The sequence below is a fragment of the Paenibacillus sp. FSL R10-2771 genome (assembly GCF_038000205.1).
Classification (GTDB): domain Bacteria; phylum Bacillota; class Bacilli; order Paenibacillales; family Paenibacillaceae; genus Paenibacillus_AQ; species Paenibacillus_AQ phytohabitans.
Genome location: NZ_JBBOBM010000001.1, coordinates 4930294 through 4947643 on the forward strand (window position 1 = coordinate 4930294; position 17350 = coordinate 4947643).

Below are 17350 nucleotides of genomic sequence, written 5' to 3' on the forward strand. Positions count from 1 at the left end.
TTACGAGGTGATTTAATCATGCATGTGTCCATTCGACTGTTTGCGGGTCTGGCCGAAGTCATCGGCTCCTCTACTCTGACATTTCATGCCCATGAGTCGCCTTTGACAGCCGGCAAACTGAAAGAACTGCTCTCCGCTTCGTATCCCGATGCTGCTCCGCAGATCAATGTATCCCTGGTTGCCGTTGACCGGGAATATGCACCGGATGATACAGAGATTGCCGAAAGCTCCGAGGTGGCATTGATCCCGCCCGTGTCCGGCGGAGAACCTGAAGCTGCCGCTGACGAGATAGCAGACGGCCTGTACAGCATTACTGATCAGCCCTTGAAGGCTGAGCTGCTCCTAGAGAAGGTACAGGATGTTAACCACGGAGCCTCACTCCTCTTTGTCGGCACGACCAGGGAGATGACTGGAGATCAGCAGACAACCGCCCTTCATTATGAAGCTTACGTGCCGATGGCACTGAAGAAGCTGCAGGAGATAGGCCTCGAGATTCAAGAACGCTGGCAGGCTCACTGCGCAATTGCACACCGGATCGGGCTAGTAGGGATCAAAGAAGCCAGTGTTGTCATTGCCGTGTCCGCACCGCATCGCGATACCTGTTATGAGGCCAGCCGTTACGCCATTGAGGCGCTTAAAGCCTCAGTCCCCGTATGGAAAAAGGATATCCGGGATTCAGGCTCACAGTGGCTCGGGAAAGATCCCCAGGCTGAAGAATCCTCCAGCTATAAACAGTACTCCTAAACCATTGAATATTCCCGACTTTGTTGCTATGCTGGAAAAAATCGCTATAGTAAGGTGGCATATTCATTGAGAGTACACGTCATGGATCTAAAACCGGGTGATCATCTGCGGATGGATACCTTCAGCTCACGCGGGCTGCATGTACTCCCCAAAGGATCACGGCTCCAGTTGGAGGAGATCGCCAAGCTGATACAGCATGGCGTAGATTATGTAGATATTGAAACGGTGCAGGAAGAACCCGCACCCTCAAGCAGATCCTCAATCATCCAGGCTGCTTCCGGCAGCTTCGACATCATGATCGATGGTTTTGAATCTCTATATATGGAAGCACTCACTAAGGGAAGCTTCAATCAGTCCGTTGTAGACGATATTCTCCAGCCGACGTTATCCACGCTCGACAAACACAAAGATGTCGTCTCACTCCTTCTGCTGCTTGACCGGGAAGACAATTATACCTACAACCATTCCCTGCAGGTAGGGATGCTATCTTATTATATTGCCTCCTGGCTGGGATATTCCAAGGCGGAGTGTTATGAGATCGGCCGTGCAGGATACCTGATCGATATCGGCAAATGCCGGATCTCCCCTGATATTCTGAACAAACCCGGCAAGCTGACCGCTGCCGAATTCGACGAAATCAAACTACATACGGTTTACGGGCACGAAATCATTCAGAATTCCATGAATGATCCTTTCACAGCTTTAGTCGCCTTGCAGCATCATGAACGTGAAGACGGCTCCGGGTATCCGCACCAGCTTACCAAGAACGATATTCATCCTTATGCCCAGATTGCAGCGGTCGCCGATATATACAGCGCCATGACCTCCCACCGGGTCTACCAGTCCAAGCAGGAGCTGATTTCCGTACTGCGCGAGATCAACTCGCTCAGTTTCGGCAAGCTGAACGGCAAACCGGTACAAGCCTTCATTCAGCATCTAATGCCTAATTTTATCGGCAAACGCGTATTGCTCAGCACCGGAGATATGGGGGTAATTATTATGAACAACCCGCTGGATGTCTTCCGGCCGCTCGTGCAGAGCGAAGGCAAATTCCTTGATCTGTCGCGCGAACGCAAAATTGCGGTCATAGAGATCTATATGGAATAGGCCGGCTACATATACATTCATGCAAAAAGGAGATTCCTGAACCCGGATACGGGTCAGCGAATCTCCTTTTCTTTTAACGCAGGCTATAGCTCTTCACCATTGCTGGCGATGACCTTTTTGTACCAATAGAAAGAGTCTTTCTTCGAACGGTCCAACATCCCGTTACCGTCATCGTCCAGATCCACGTAGATGAAGCCATAGCGCTTCGACATTTCCGAAGTAGACATACTCACCAGGTCAATCGGTCCCCAGCTTGTATAGCCGATCAGTTCCACACCGTCCATAATGGCTTCCTTCATCTGGGCAATATGCTGTCTTAGATAATCGATGCGGTAGCTGTCATGGATGGAGCCGTCCGGCTCAACCTTGTCATACGCCCCAAGCCCATTTTCAACGATAAACAGCGGTTTCTGGTAACGGTCATACATCGTGTTCAGCATAATCCGCAGCCCGGTCGGGTCGATCTGCCAGCCCCATTCCGAGGCTTTGAGATAAGGATTTCTTATCCCGCCGAACAGATTACCCTGCGCCCGCTCGCCTTCAGGACTAACTGACAGCGTGAGGGTCATATAGTAGCTGAATGCCACATAATCCACCGTGTACTGCTTCAGAAGCTCATCATCGCCCGGCTCTTTGTGAAGTTCAATATTGTGCTCTGCAAAATAACGGTCCATATATTTCGGATATTCGCCGCGTGCATGGACATCGGTAAAGTACAGGTTCAGCTGATTCTCATGCTGGTTCAGCCGCACATCCTCGGGATTACAGGTAGCCGCATAGCTCTCCATCCGCGCCAGCATACAGCCCATCCGGGAACCGGGGATAATCTCATGCACCAGCTTGGTAGCCAACGAGCTCGCAATGAACTGGTGATGCAGGGCCTGGTATATCGTCTGCAGCTTATTCCCGGCACGGTCAATGACAACACCGCCGCCGGTGAACGGGCTAAGGGTCATCATGTTGATCTCATTGAAGGTGATCCAGTATTTCACTTTATCCTTATAACGCCGGAACACCGTTTCGGCATAGCGGGTGAAGCAGCCCACAAGTTCGCGGGAGGCCCAGCCGTTGTATTTCTGCGTCAGACCGAGCGGGGTTTCGTAATGCGCCAGGGTAACCAGCGGCTCTATCCCGTATTTATGCAGCTCATCGAATACATCGTCGTAGAATTTAAGACCGGCCTCATTCGGCTGGGCATCATCGCCATTCGGATAGATTCGGGCCCAGTTGATCGACAGACGGAACACCTTGAAGCCCATTTCCGCAAATAAAGCGATGTCCTCTTTGTAGCGGTGGTAGAAGTCGACCCCTTCTCGTTTCGGGAAACGTGCGTTGAATTCGCCGGACAGAATTTGCGCGATCCGCTCGGAGCTGATTTCGATGGCATGATCATTGCTACGCTCTGCTTTGGGCACGTAGGCTACCATATCCGCACTGGACAGGCCTTTGCCACCCTGATCAAAAGCGCCTTCCAGCTGGTTCGCGGCCGTAGCCCCGCCCCACAGGAAGTTATCCGGAAATTTCTGTTTGAAATTAGTCATGTGTATCTCCTTTTTATAAGTCGTAAGTACCTGCTCATTGGAGCACGGGCTCTAGTGTATTAGGGTTAGCAAAGCTTCGCCGTTTGTTACTTCGCTTCCGGTATTCTTCAGAACATCGAGGTATTCTGCCGAGTTGGTGACAATGACCGGAGTCGCTGTTACAAAGCCTGCCGCACGGATAGCTTCCAGGTCAAATTCCAGTAATAGCTGACCCTGCACGACCTTATCTCCCTCTTGTACCTTTTTGTCAAAATGTTTCCCTTTCAACTTCACCGTGTTGACTCCTACATGGATCAACAGCTCTGCGCCGCCATCCGAAGTAATGCCAATCGCATGCCCTGTCGGGAATACCGTGGTTACCGTTCCGTTCACCGGGGAAGTCAGCTTTCCGGAGGACGGCTCGATGACAATGCCTTTACCCATTGCGCCGGAAGCAAAAGCTTCATCGGGCAGACTTTCGAGCGGCTGCAGCGCTCCTGCCAGAGGACTTACCACCATTTCTTTGTCAATCATAGTTGGCGTAGTTGGGTTAACCGGTCCGCTTGAGTTAACAGAAGCTGCTGTATCGGCTGCCGGGTCATCAAACCCAAGCACAAATACCAGAATAGCAGCGAGTACGAAGGCTACAAGTATGCCGATGATTACCCAGATGAATCCGGTTCCGAAATAAGTCGGCAAGGCCAGCAGTCCCGGCAAGGAGAAGGACAGTGCTCTTGCGCCGCCTTGTGCAATAATCGCCCCGCCGATCGCACCGGAGATACAGGCATAGATGAACGGTTTCTTGAGCTTCAGGGTAACCCCGTAGATTGTCGGTTCAGTAATCCCGAAGATGGCTGCCAGTGTGGAAGAACCGGCCAGAGCTTTGAGCTGCGGGTTCCTGGATTTCAGGAATACGCCGAATACTGCACCGGCCTGAGACAGAACTGCTGCGCAGAGTATTGGCAGCATCGTATCATACCCCAGCGTAGCAATGTTGCTGAGCATGATCGGCACAAAGCCCCAATGCACGCCGAAGATCACGAATACCTGCCAGAATGCCCCGGCAATAGCTCCGGCAACCAAAGGACTAAGATTGTACAACCAGGTATAACCGGAAGCCAAACCGTCACTGATCAGTGAGCCTACAGGTCCGAAGGCCAGGAACGTAAGCGGAATTACAATTAGGAGCGCGAACATGGGAACCAGAATATTTCGGACCGATTCATGAATGAACGAACGGAACCATTTCTCCACATAGGATTGTACCCATACCGCCAGAATGATCGGAATTACACTGGAGGAATAGTTAATCAGCACAATCTTGATCCCCAGGAAGTTCAGCGGGTCCGGCGAACCCACAGCAGCAATTACCGAAGGGTATATCAGCGCCCCGGCTACAGCTATGGAGACAAATTGATTGGCTTTGAATTTACGCGCCGCTGTAACTGCCAGGAACACAGGCAGGAAGTAGAACACGCTGTCCGACGCTGCATTGAGAATCAGATACGTACCGCTGGTACCGCTGATCCATTCCAGCGAGAGAATCAGAGCCAGCAGGCCCTTGAGAATCCCTGCGCCGGCGAGCGCCCCGAGAATCGGAGAGAAGATGCTTGAAATAATATCAACCGCTTTGCCGAGTACACTGGTACTTTCGGAGCTGTCGTCATTACCGCTTTTCTCTGCATCCTGCAAAGAGGTTTCCTTCATAATCTGTTCAAACACCTGGCTGACATTATTGCCGATGACGACCTGGAACTGGCCGCTGTTCTCCACCACGGTAATGACTCCCGGCGTTTTTTCAAGCGCTGCTTTATTGGCCTTGCTGTTATCCTTCAATTTGAATCTCAGGCGCGTTGCACAATGGAATACGGAATTCACATTACCTTCTCCGCCAACGAGTGTAATAATCTGTTTGGATAAGTCTTTATTGCTCACTTGGGTATGCTCCTTTATATTTCTCGATTGATTAAACATCGCTGCAGAGGCGGGTTGTGCCAGCAAGTTCTATTATCCCCCCCTGCAAACAAGAAAAACCTGAACTCAGGGCAAAAGGGCGTCAAAAAACGCTAGTTTTGCCATCAGTTCAGGTTTTGCCTGCATTACCAGTTACACCCTGTAAGATGGAAAATATGAAGTTAGAGGGTTCGCTTAGGGAATGTGTTATTCCAGACTGTTACGGTCCGTCACCCGCTGGATGTGAATGGTCAGATAGACATATTCATCCTTGCTTAAGCTCTGGCCATGGGATTTCTCCAGATACTCATTGATCTTGCTTGCACATTCGAAGGCCTTGACATAAGTCTGCCTCACCTGGTTATACAGAAACTCCTCGCCGCTGTTATTGGTCTCCTTCTTCAGGATCCGCATGGAGAAATACTGCAGATGCGTCAGGAACCGCGAGTAATTCAGCGAAGTCTCATCAAGCACCAGCTTGTAGTGATAGGTAACAATATTCAGAATATTCTGCACGATTTCCGTCATCTTGACGGTTGATCTCATCTCATTGCCGCCATCCATTCTGGCATTCACCAGATGCAAGGCAATAAAACCGGCTTCATCTTCACCAAGCGCTAGGCCCGTTGCCTGCTCGATAATCTTAAGGGCATCCAGCCCGATCTCATATTCCTTCTTATAAAAGCGTTTGATTTCGAACAGCATCGCGTTCTTCAGCATGATTCCCTTATCGAAACGCTGCAGCGCAAAATGAATGTGGTCCGTCAGCGTCAGGTACAGGTTATCACTCAGCTCTGTGCCCAGCACCCCGTTCGCATACATCACGATCTCATTGGCCAGCTCCAGATGCACCACTGGAATATCATTCAGCAGCTCCGTCAGCCGTGCCGTGAATTCGTTCTCATTGAGCAGGAAAATCTTGTCCACCTTAGCCGGATCCACATAATCCCCTGCCACCTTGTTGAAGGAAATCCCTCTGCCCATGACAATGACTTCCTTGCCTTTCTGATTCTTGGTCAGAAGTACATTGTTGTTCAGTACCTTCTCGATAATCATCTCTATCTCACCTCCCGCCATATAGTTTGTACAAAAAAAGCCTAAGTTGATCCCAATATCATTAAGAAAATGATACTCGCATCAGCTTAGGCATTGCCCGCGTTACCGGTCACAATCCTGTATTACTGTTATTGTAGCATAAAAAAAAGCGATTTCAAGAACTTTATTTTCCCCGGTTTGAATCCCGGCCTCCAAGGCTAGGCTGATAGCAAAAGATCATTTGGAGGAGATAACCTATGCTTGCAGTTCATCAGCGCCTTGCGGAGCTGTATACTCTTAGTCTGAAGCGGCCGCTGGCCGCAGCGGAACGTGACGAGCAGCAGCACTGCCTTCATGTCAACACGGTGTACTGCTGGGAAATGGCCCGGCTGAATAATGAAGCCATGCTGGCGGCACATACGAAAGACTCTCAGTGGCAGCAGGAGATCAGTGCACAGATGCTGGAGGTCCGGGTAACCGGCAGAGCCGCCAAGCGGCAAGGGTGAATTTCTATAAAAATAACAGCAGCCCTCCCTGCTAATTAAAGTGTGCCGGGGAGGGCTGCTGTCTGTCACTCTGCTATAAGAAGCGGAACTGCGCTTCAATTAAACCGTTATAAATGCCGTCACGCTCGGTAAGCTCGGCGTGATTGCCTTCTTCCTTGATCTCGCCATGATCCAGCACCACAATCTTATCCGCATGGCGGATGGTGGAGAGCCGGTGGGCTACGATGAAGGAGGTCCGGCCCTGAAGCAGCAGCTTCAGCGCTTCCTGGATCTTGATCTCCGTCTCCGTATCGATACTGGCTGTCGCTTCATCCAGAATCAGAATCCGCGGATCGGCGAGCAGCGCCCGGGCGAAGGACAGCAGCTGGCGCTGGCCCATGGACAGTGCGCTGCCGCGCTCTTCAACTTCGGTCTCATAGCCGCCCGGCAGCTTCATAATGAAGTCATGCGCGTCCACTGCCTTGGCAACTTCTTCAATCTCCTCATTTGTAGCATCCAGCCGTCCAAACCGGATATTGTCCCTTATCGTTCCTGAGAAGATGAAGGTATCCTGGAGCACGATCCCGATCTGTTCCCGCAGACTCTGCAGGGTTACATCACGGATATCTCTGCCGTCGATCGTGATATCGCCACTCTTGATATCATAGAACCGGCCGATGAGGTTGATGATCGTGCTTTTACCGGAGCCGGTATGGCCGACGAGGGCAATCGATTGGCCGGCTTTCACATCGAGATCAATGCCTTTGAGTGCGGCGCGGCCTTTTTCATATTCAAATACGACCTTGTTAAAGTGAATGTCTCCCTGAATCTTGGACAGCGGCGTTGCACCCGGCTTATCCTGAACCGCAGGCTGCTCATCGAGATACTCGAAGATCCGCTCCGAGGAAGCCATGGCCACCAGCAGCTGATTGTACATCTGGCCGAGGCGGTTAATCGGGTCCCAGAAGTTACTGACATACGTACTGAAGGCCACCAGGAAACCAACGGTAAGCTCACCGGACTGGATCAGATAAGCCCCGAACCAGAAGAGGATCATCGTTCCGAAGCCGCCGGTGACTTCAATAATCGGACCGAACGCCTGGTTCATTGCCGAAGCCTTGTTCCAGGATTTCCGGCTGTCCATGTTCATGGCATCGAAATAATGCATATTTTCTTCTTCCTGAGTGTAGGCCTGGGTCACGCGAATCCCCTGAATCGACTCATTCAGATGGGAGTTGATCCGGGAATTCTTCATCCGCACATCCTGCCAGGCGATCCGGATCCGCTGCCGCAGCTTGGTGGAGATCAGGAACATAACCGGTACAGTAATCATTACCGCAAGTCCCAGCTTCCAGTTGATCAGCAGCAGAATGACCATAATGCCGACCAGCTGGACGCAGTCGATCATCAGGTTGACGACCCCGTTCGTGAACAAATCCTGCAGCGAGTTGATATCATTCGTCACCCGAACCAGTACTGATCCGGCCGGTCTTTTGTCGAAGAAGTTGAAGGAGAGCTTCTGAATATGGCGGAACAGATCCGAACGCAGATCATAAATGACCCGTTGCCCAATCACATTCGTATACTTAATCCGGTACACACCGGCGATCCATTGAATCAGATATAGCACAATAACACTGGCTGTCAGCGTGTATAGCAGCGTAAGACTTGAGTTGCCGTCCTCGGGAGCAATCGCCTTATCGATTGCCATACTTGTCAGGAACGGAACCGTCAGCTTCGTCACTGTACCCAGAATCATCATTACCGCGACGAGCGGCAGCATCTGCCTGGCATACGGCTTCATATAGCCGAACAGGCGGGTGAACTGCTTCCAGTCAAAAGCCTTGTCAATCACGTCATCATCCTTGTAGACGAAACGCTCCTCCAAAGTCTGTTCCTCTGCCTTGCTGTTATCCTTCTCTAATGCCGCACTTGCGGTCTGCTTGGATGTCTCAAGATTCATGCCGGATCACCTGCCCCTAGTTCATTATCCCTGGCCAAATAATCGGCATATTGAATCCGGTATACATCCTGGTAAGGTCCCGGAACCTCAATCAGTTCCTTATGCGTACCTTGCTGCACCATCTTCCCTTCATTCATAACTATAATCTGGTCGGCATGGCGCAGAGAGGAGATCCGGTGGGCAATGATCAAGGTTGTACGTCCGCGCATAACCTCCTGGAATCCTGCCTGAATCTCATGCTCCGTCTCCATGTCGACCGCGCTGGTCGCATCATCCAGAATGAGAATCCGCGGGTTCTTCAGCAGCGCGCGGGCAATGGCAATCCGTTGCTTTTGTCCGCCGGAGAGGCCCATCCCGCGTTCACCTACCACGGTATCATAGCCCTCCGGCATCTCCATAATGAACTCATGCGCCTTCGCCAGCTCGGCGGCACGGATGATTTCATCCATGCTGACATTTTTGAGTCCATAGGAGATATTATTGCGGATGGAGGAGGAGAACAGGAACGTCTCCTGGAACACCGTCGAGATCTGTGCCCGCAGACTGCGGACCTGGAATTCACGGATATCCACCCCATCGAGCTTGATACTTCCTTGATTCACATCATAAGCGCGCATCATCAATTGGGTAATGGTGGATTTCCCGGAGCCGGTTCCTCCCAGGAATCCGATGACCGCACCTGGCTCAGCATGGAAGTGAATATCCTTGACTGCCGGCATCTTGTTCCCGTAAGCAAAAGTAACATGATCGAAATCCACTTCGCCTTTCACTTCGGACGGTACAAGCTCACTTGCATTCTCTTTATCCTTCACATCAATCTGCTGATTAAGGACTTGAAGCACGCGTTCTCCCGATGCCTTGGACTGGGTATAGTTGTTGATTTGGAAGCCAAGGCCCCATACCGGGCCGATAATATACCAGATCAGGCTGAAGAAAGCGACGAGTTCTCCGAGCGACATATGCTTGTTAATGACCAGTGTACCGCCAACCCCCAGCAATATCGCTACACTGACCGAAGCGAGCAGCTCCATCACAGGGAAGAATTTACTCCATAGTTCGGCGGCAAAAATCTGATTATCCTTATAACGTTCATTACGGTGTGAGAACTTCTCAACTTCGTAAGCCTCTCTGGCAAACGATTTGACTGTTCTCACCCCGGTGACATTCTCCTGTACAGCCGTTGTCAGGGAGCTTAACGCCAGACGCATCTCCTGAAAGGCCGGGTGAATCTTGGATTCGAATCTGAGTGCAACTACAGCCAGGAACGGCATAGTGATCAGAGTAACCAGCGTAAGCTGCCAGTTGATTGTGAACATCATGATGGAACCGAACAAAACCATGAAAAACACATTCAGCAATTGGGCAAATCCGAAGCCGATGAACATCCGGATCGCTTCCAAATCCCCGGTCAGCCGGGACATCAGGTCACCTGTCTTCGCCGTATCATAGTAACGGAAGGACAGGAATTGCAGCTTCTCATAGCAGGCATTGCGCAGCCGGTAGGCCAGAAAATTCCCCAGCCGTCCACCGAAGAAGCCATGGGCAAATTGCAGGCAGGCCTTAACAATAATTACAGCAAGCACACTAAGAGCGAGTACGGGCACCTCAGTAAACTTTAGGGGAACAATAACATCATCAATCAATCTCCTTAACAAATTGGGGGTAATAAGCCCCACTGCAGTTGCGGCCGCCAAACATATAATCGACAGAATCAAATAGTGCAGTTTCTCCCGATAAAAGCCCCGCAGTTGCCTGAGAACATCCATATCTCTCCTCCTTAAAGCTTTACGAAGTAAAGCTACTTCGTAAGCATGGTCTTAGCTTTACGAAGTATAACCCGCTTCGTAAGCATGGTCTTAGTCCCAAAACCTCACATCTTAAGCCACCTTTTTATGCGCTTTCAATTTAGGGACTTTAAGCAGTTTATCACCCATGATTTAATGCGGCAAAGGGGAGAAATGAGCATTTTCCTTGTTTTTTCGGAAAAAACTAGGCTTAAGCAGGTAGTAAAGCCCTCCCATAGCTTTAATTCCTCCTATTTCCTCGTAAATACTGCTCAATTAAGATATAGCAAGATTCAACCCTGCGAAACTGCTTTTTGGCTGTCCGTTAAAAGGAATATTATGTATTAATATTACAAAAGCGTCGCTGTAAGCCTTTAACGGCCCCCTTCCTGCCTGAGGCGGACTGACATTCCGCTAATCGGGCAAATCAGGAGGAATTCGCCTGTCACCCGGACTCACATTCCTTTATTTGATCGCGCGCCCCTCCTTTCAGGCGCGAAAATACAATATAACGGAATCTCAGTCCGTTTCAGCGACAATATGGGTCATTTTGAACAAATAAGCGCTTCTCTGTCCACTTCATCGTGACTACACACACAATCATCGTGTCTACACACAAAAAAACACAAGCAGCAGAGCATAACAGCTATGCTCCGGTGCTTGCGCTAATTCGCTAAATCTATCCGCTAACCCTATTAGTAAAACTTATTCAAAATCTCTTTACGCCATTTGCCTGAACATTAATCCTAATCCTTAACCGGCTTGTAGCTGGCAACAACCACACCCGGGGAGAATCTCAGGGTATCTGTCAAGTGCAGTCCCTGCTCCTTAAGTCCTTCACCGAATAGCCGTTTGCCGCTGCCAAGCAGCACCGGGAATACCATCAGGCGGAATTCATCCACAAGACCCAGGCTGATCAGGCTCTGGACCAGCGTACAGCTGCCGAATACCAAAATATCTCGGCCCGGCTGCTGCTTAAGCTTATTAATCTCCTCCAGCAGGTTGTCCTTAATGAGACTTGAATTGTTCCAGGTGACTTCGGAGAGCGTTGTGGAGACGACATGTTTGGCATAACCGTTCATCATCTCGCCGTATTCCCCGGTCTGCTCCAGCATATTGGGCCAGGCAGCAGCAAATGCCTCATACGTCACACGACCCAGCAGCAGAGCATCGGCATCCTTCAATTCACCGAACTTGTATTTCTCCTGTTCTTCACTACCATAGGCGAAAGTCCACTGCGGATTCTCCATTACTCCATCCAGCGTCATAAACTCTGATACGACCAATTTTCTCATCGGGGCCTCCTTAAGACCGGAAAGATATAACTTACACGGTTGCTCCTGTGTCCACTACATTATTTCACATTGTATAATTCCCCATACCACATAAAAATGCCCACAGATCTTAGACAATATTGCGTCAAGAATCTGTGGGCACGTACTGGATATTGCGTGGTTATAATCGAAGATCGAAGCTCCTGTTAACCGATGGAGCCTTCCATCTCGAATTTAATCAATCTGTTCATCTCTACCGCGTATTCCATCGGCAGCTCTTTGGTGAACGGTTCGATGAAGCCCATAACGATCATTTGCGTAGCTTCAGCTTCAGTCAGGCCGCGGCTCTGGAGATAGAACAGCTGCTCTTCAGAGACCTTGGATACTGTAGCTTCATGCTCAAGCACAATGTTATCATTCATGATCTCATTGTAAGGAATCGTGTCCGAGGTGGACTCGTTATCCAGAATAAGCGTATCACATTTGATATTGGATTTCGCGCCTTCTGCCTGACGGCCGAAGGAAGCGAGTCCGCGGTAAGTCACCTTGCCGCCGTGCTTGCTGATCGACTTGGAGACGATCGTGGACGTGGTATCAGGTGCCAGATGAATCATCTTGGCGCCGGCATCCTGATGCTGGTTCTTACCCGCAACCGCAATGGACAATACGGAACCTTTGGCTCCACGGCCCTTAAGCACGACTGCCGGATATTTCATCGTCAGCTTGGAACCGATGTTGCCGTCAACCCATTCCATTGTCGCATTCTCTTCAGCAACCGCACGTTTGGTTACCAGGTTGTAGATATTCGGTGCCCAGTTCTGAATGGTTGTGTAACGCACACGCGCATTCTTCATGCACAGGATTTCAACGACTGCACTATGCAGGGAGTTGGTGCTATAGATCGGAGCCGTACAGCCCTCAACATAATGCACGAAGCTGTCTTCATCTGCGAGAATCAGGGTCCGCTCGAATTGTCCCATGTTCTCGGAGTTGATACGGAAGTACGCCTGCAAAGGCACTTCACATTTCACACCCTTCGGAACATAGATGAAGCTGCCGCCGGACCACACTGCACTGTTAAGTGCGGCGAACTTGTTATCTGCCGGAGGAATGATGGTACCGAAGAACTTCTTGAACAGCTCAGGGTGATCACGAAGTGCAGAATCCGTATCTGTGAAGATTACACCTTGATCCTCAAGGTTCTTCTGCATGCTGTGGTATACAACCTCAGATTCATACTGTGCCGAGACACCGGCAAGGAATTTCTGCTCCGCTTCGGGAATACCCAGCTTATCGAAGGTTTCCTTGATCTCGGAAGGCACTTCTTCCCACGTCTTACCCTGCTTCTCCGAAGGTCTTACATAATATTGAATGTCCTCGAAATCCAGATCGTCCAGATTGCCGCCCCACTTAGGCATCGGCATCTTGCGGAACTGCTCCAGGGATTTCAGACGGAAATTAAGCATCCATTCCGGTTCATTCTTAATTGCGGAGATTTCCCGGACAATTTCTTCCGTGAGTCCTTTACCAGACTGAAATATCGATTTGTGCTCATCACGGAATCCATACTGGTACTCTTCCATATCAGGCGCTTTCTTAGCCATGGTGTCAGCCTCCTTGTTTCTAATGTTGTGGGTGATTTTCTTCCGTATCTATGCCTTTGCGTAGCGCGTTCCAGGCCAGTGTGGCACATTTGATCCGCGCCGGAAATTTATTAACACCGGACAGGGCTTCAATATCTTCGTAGTCTCCGAAATCTGCTTCTTCACCCTTCATCAGAGAGGAGAAGCTGTCCGCCAGTTCAAGCGCATGCGCTACAGTCTGACCTTTGACCGCTTCCGTCATCATCGAAGCCGACGACATGCTGATTGAACAGCCTTCGCCGCTATAACGGGCGTCCTTGACGACGCCGTCCTCTACCTTAAGCTGAAGCGTAATGCGGTCGCCGCAGGTAGGGTTGTTCAGCTCAATCTTGAGTGCATCATCTTCGAATGAACCACGGTTCCGGGGATTTTTGTAATGATCCATAATTACGCGTCTATATAAGTCATCCAAGTTCATAGGCGAAATACTCCTTTGCCTTGATTAAGCCTTGAACCAGCGAATCTACATCCTGTTCCGTATTATACAGGTAGAAGCTGGCCCGGGCTGTAGAGCTGACCTCCAGCCAGCGCATCAGCGGCTGGCAGCAATGATGTCCGGCGCGGACAGCAATGCCCTCCGCATCCAGCACCGTAGCTACGTCATGCGGATGGACATCGCCAAGATTGAAGGTTACTACTCCTACCTGGCGGTTCCGTGGGCCGTAGATCGTCAGATCACTGATCTCTGACAGCCGCTCCTCCGCATACGCCGCAAGCTGCATCTCATGGCGGTGAATATTATCCAGTCCAACCTCCTGCAGGAAATCAATCGCTGCTCCCAGTCCAACGGCACCCGCAATAATCGGTGTCCCGCCTTCGAACTTCCAGGGCAGCTCTTTCCAGGTCGATTCGAACAGGCCTACATCATCAATCATCTCGCCGCCGAATTCGACAGGCTCCATAGCTTCCAGCAAAGCCTTCTTGCCGTAGAGCGCACCGATTCCGGTAGGCGCCAGCATCTTATGACCGGACAGTGCATAGAAGTCACAATCCAGATCCTGCACATCCACCTTCATATGCGGCGTGCTCTGTGCTCCGTCCACCACAATTACGGCGCCGTTGCGGTGAGCGATTGCTGCAAGCTCTTTGATAGGATGGGTAATCCCCATAACATTGGATACATACGCGATAGCTACGATCTTGGTCTGAGCCGTAATCGTCTTCTCGGCATCCTCCAGTGTCACCGTACCATCCTTCTGCAAAGGAAGGAATTTCAGGGTTGCCCCTGTCTTCTTGGCCAGCTGCTGCCAGGGAATGAAGTTACTGTGATGCTCCATCTGGGTAATCACGATCTCATCCCCCTCCTGCAGGACAGAAGGTCCGTAAGAGGAAGCTACAATGTTAAGTGCGCTTGTAGTACCGCGTGTGAAGATAATTTCTTTGGTACTGCGGGCATTAATGAACTTAGCCAGCTTCTCGCGGGCGCCTTCGTAAGCATCGGTTGCCCGGCTGCCCAGTGTGTGCACCCCGCGGTGAACATTGGCGTTATCCCATTCATAATAAGACTTGACCGCCTCAATGACCTGGCGCGGCTTCTGTGAAGTTGCCGCGCTGTCCAGATACACCAGCGGGTGTCCGTTAATATTCTGATTTAAAATGGGAAATTGCTCCCGAACTCCGCTGCTAATCATTGGCCTAACTTCCTTTCCACAAGAGATTGGAGCTGATTGCGCAGTCCCTCCAGTGGAATTTGCGACACAACAGGAGCCAGGAAGCCGTATATGATCAGTGTTTCTGCGTCATGCCGCGTAATTCCGCGGGACATCAGGTAATAGACTTGCTCGTAATTGACCTGTCCTACGGAAGCGGCATGGCCTGCAGTTACATCATCTTCATCTATAAGGAGGATCGGGTTGGCGTCGCCGCGTGCTTTGGGACTCAGCATCAGAACCTTCTCGGTCTGCTGTCCGTCCGCTCTTGTCGCACCTTTCTCGATCTTCGTAATTCCGTTAATAATGGAAGTGGCCGAATCCCGCATCACTGCGCGGGTAATCATGTCACTCGGAGTGTTTCTGCCAAAATGCTGGGCCTGCGTAGTATAGCTCAGCTTCTGCGAACCGGTACCTACAGCAATTACCTTGGCATCCGAGCTTGAGCCGTTACCCTTCAGCACAGACTTGGTGTCGCTGGCGGTATCGCCATAGTTCATCTCACCGATGATCCATTCGATCGTTCCGTCATTCTCCACTACCGCACGGCGGTAGGTAACATCCGTGGTGTCTAGCCCAAGCTGATGCACCGTGGCATAGCGTACTGTGGCACCTGCACCTACAAATACCTCAACAGCCCCGTTATGCAGACCCGCTTCGGACTTATCTGATACATAATTATCCACGTAGGTTAATGAACTATTAGTATCGGCAACAATCAGAATATGCGGGACAAATGCAGCCTCGGCATCATCCGTTAACAGCACCGCCTGCAGCGGAGTCTCGATGATGACATTCTTCGGAACATAGAGGAATACCCCGCCGTTCCACAGCGCTGCATGCAGTGCGGCGATGGAATGCTCTTCAGGCAATACTGCCTTATGCAGATAACGCTGCACCAGATCTCCATGCTCTCTGACTGCTGTCTGCAGATCGGTGAATATCACGCCTTGCGCAGCCAGCTCAGGAGCCAGACGGGCATATACGGCTCCCGAATTGCGCTGAATGATCAGGCTGCCTTCCTCCTGATCCTTGATCAGAGCGGCAATTGAAGCAGGTGCTTCGCCAAGAGATGTGAAAGTTTGGCTTGCCTTGTACTCTCCGTAGTTGTTAATGTTCCAGCGGTCAATCCGTGTCTTCTCCAGCTTCGGCAGGGCAAGCTCAGCGGCAAGCTCCAGTGCCTTCAAGCGGCTGTCCTTCAGCCAGCCCGGTTCGCCGCTGCTCTGCGATAATTCGCTGAGCTTCAGGGCATCCACGGGAAGAATGGTTTGCGTCGTCATAAGTGGTTTCCTCCTTCCAGCGTTTCTAAGCTTCTTGTCCTACAGTTTCATCTTCAATGCCGAGCTCTTCCTTAACCCATTCATAACCTTCTGCTTCCAGACGTTCTGCAAGCTCAGGGCCGCCGGATTTCACAATCCGTCCCTGCATCATGACATGTACATAATCAGGTTTGATGTAGTTAAGCAAACGCTGATAGTGAGTGATAACCAGGAATCCGCGTTCCGGACTGCGCATGGAGTTCACACCATCGGCAACAATTTTGAGTGCATCAATATCAAGGCCGGAGTCGATTTCGTCAAGAATGACGATCTTAGGGTCCAGCATCATCATTTGGAGAATTTCATTACGTTTCTTCTCACCGCCGGAGAAGCCTTCGTTCAGGTAGCGGTGCAGGAATTCAGGATTCATATCCAGTTCCTTCATCTTAGCTTCCATCAGCCGGATGAAACGGATCAGGGAAATCTCACTGCCCTCTTCACGACGGGAATTAATTGCACTGCGCAGGAAGTCGGAATTGGTTACCCCGCTGATCTCGCTCGGATACTGCATAGCCAGGAACAGGCCGGCACGGGCGCGTTCATCAACCGCCATCTCCAGCAGATCTTCACCTTCAAGCACAGCTGTGCCTTCTGTAACCACATACTTCGGATGACCCATCAGGGCTGAGGCCAAAGTACTTTTACCAGTACCGTTCGGTCCCATGATAGCGTGAATTTCTCCGCCTTTCATTTGAAGGTTGATCCCCTTCAGAATTTCTTTTCCTTCAATCGTCGCTTTCAGTCCCTCAATGACAAAATCTGCTGCCATAATTATTATTCCCTCCATTGATCGATTTGCGAAATCAGAAAGTTGTATTGTCACAGGATTTCCCTGATTACAAGCAATTAGATTTTATATCACATTGTAATTATT

Annotated in this window: 14 protein-coding genes; 3 read left to right on the top strand and 11 right to left on the bottom strand. The window is 50.6% G+C overall.

Features of this window, described 5'->3' with window-relative positions:
- The first annotated feature begins 18 nt into the window (after nucleotides 1-18).
- Together NSU14_RS21170 and NSU14_RS21175 are read left to right on the top strand one after the other, a co-directional pair.
- Nucleotides 19-744, top strand: a complete 726-nt coding sequence (locus NSU14_RS21170) for a molybdenum cofactor biosynthesis protein (RefSeq protein WP_340947298.1) — start codon at nucleotides 19-21, stop codon at nucleotides 742-744.
- Nucleotides 745-810: 66 nt separating this feature from the next.
- A complete protein-coding gene (locus tag NSU14_RS21175) occupies nucleotides 811-1851 on the top strand; it encodes an HD-GYP domain-containing protein (RefSeq protein ID WP_042135288.1) in 1041 nt (346 codons plus the stop codon).
- Between the two features lie 83 nt (nucleotides 1852-1934).
- Here NSU14_RS21175 and NSU14_RS21180 read toward each other — a convergent pair whose 3' ends face one another.
- The 3 genes from NSU14_RS21180 to licT form a co-directional block, all read right to left on the bottom strand.
- Nucleotides 1935-3392: a glycoside hydrolase family 1 protein gene (locus NSU14_RS21180; protein ID WP_340947300.1), complete on the bottom strand. Its 1458-nt coding sequence runs from the start codon at nucleotides 3390-3392 to the stop codon at nucleotides 1935-1937.
- 51 nt (nucleotides 3393-3443) lie between these two features.
- Nucleotides 3444-5306 carry a beta-glucoside-specific PTS transporter subunit IIABC gene (locus tag NSU14_RS21185; protein ID WP_076242706.1) on the bottom strand — a complete coding sequence of 621 codons (1863 nt, stop codon included), beginning with the start codon at nucleotides 5304-5306 and terminating at the stop codon, nucleotides 3444-3446.
- Nucleotides 5307-5531: 225 nt separating this feature from the next.
- Entirely contained in the window at nucleotides 5532-6380 is an 849-nt protein-coding gene (gene licT, locus NSU14_RS21190) for a BglG family transcription antiterminator LicT (protein ID WP_042135285.1), read from the bottom strand.
- A 236-nt stretch (nucleotides 6381-6616) separates the two neighbouring features.
- Here licT and NSU14_RS21195 point away from each other — a divergent pair, with 236 nt between their 5' ends.
- Nucleotides 6617-6865: a DUF7667 family protein gene (locus NSU14_RS21195; RefSeq protein ID WP_039300213.1), complete on the top strand. Its 249-nt coding sequence runs from the start codon at nucleotides 6617-6619 to the stop codon at nucleotides 6863-6865.
- A 73-nt stretch (nucleotides 6866-6938) separates the two neighbouring features.
- On the opposite strand, the gene NSU14_RS21200 is transcribed toward NSU14_RS21195, so the two are convergent.
- The 8 genes from NSU14_RS21200 to sufC all read right to left on the bottom strand — a co-directional run bounded on the left by NSU14_RS21200 (nucleotide 6939) and on the right by sufC (nucleotide 17245).
- Complete coding sequence (locus tag NSU14_RS21200; RefSeq protein ID WP_081969908.1) at nucleotides 6939-8807, bottom strand: ABC transporter ATP-binding protein; 1869 nt, start codon at nucleotides 8805-8807, stop codon at nucleotides 6939-6941.
- Nucleotides 8804-10573: an ABC transporter ATP-binding protein gene (locus NSU14_RS21205; RefSeq protein WP_039300219.1), complete on the bottom strand. Its 1770-nt coding sequence runs from the start codon at nucleotides 10571-10573 to the stop codon at nucleotides 8804-8806. Before NSU14_RS21205 ends, NSU14_RS21200 begins: the two co-directional genes overlap by 4 nt.
- Nucleotides 10574-11337: 764 nt before the next feature.
- Nucleotides 11338-11886 carry a dihydrofolate reductase family protein gene (locus NSU14_RS21210; protein ID WP_076242705.1) on the bottom strand — a complete coding sequence of 183 codons (549 nt, stop codon included), beginning with the start codon at nucleotides 11884-11886 and terminating at the stop codon, nucleotides 11338-11340.
- Nucleotides 11887-12071: 185 nt separating this feature from the next.
- Complete coding sequence (gene sufB, locus NSU14_RS21215) at nucleotides 12072-13469, bottom strand: Fe-S cluster assembly protein SufB (protein WP_042135281.1); 1398 nt, start codon at nucleotides 13467-13469, stop codon at nucleotides 12072-12074.
- A 19-nt stretch (nucleotides 13470-13488) separates the two neighbouring features.
- The gene (gene sufU, locus NSU14_RS21220; protein WP_042135279.1) at nucleotides 13489-13926 is read right to left on the bottom strand and encodes a Fe-S cluster assembly sulfur transfer protein SufU; all 438 of its coding nucleotides are present in this window, start codon (nucleotides 13924-13926) and stop codon (nucleotides 13489-13491) included.
- Nucleotides 13913-15139 (bottom strand): cysteine desulfurase, encoded by a 1227-nt coding sequence (locus NSU14_RS21225; protein WP_340947301.1) that lies wholly within the window; start codon nucleotides 15137-15139, stop codon nucleotides 13913-13915. The genes sufU and NSU14_RS21225 overlap by 14 nt, the downstream gene beginning before the upstream one ends.
- Nucleotides 15136-16437: a Fe-S cluster assembly protein SufD gene (gene sufD / locus NSU14_RS21230; RefSeq protein WP_340947302.1), complete on the bottom strand. Its 1302-nt coding sequence runs from the start codon at nucleotides 16435-16437 to the stop codon at nucleotides 15136-15138. The genes NSU14_RS21225 and sufD overlap by 4 nt, the downstream gene beginning before the upstream one ends.
- Nucleotides 16438-16462: 25 nt before the next feature.
- Entirely contained in the window at nucleotides 16463-17245 is a 783-nt protein-coding gene (gene sufC / locus NSU14_RS21235; RefSeq protein ID WP_042135273.1) for a Fe-S cluster assembly ATPase SufC, read from the bottom strand.
- Nucleotides 17246-17350 lie beyond the last annotated feature (105 nt).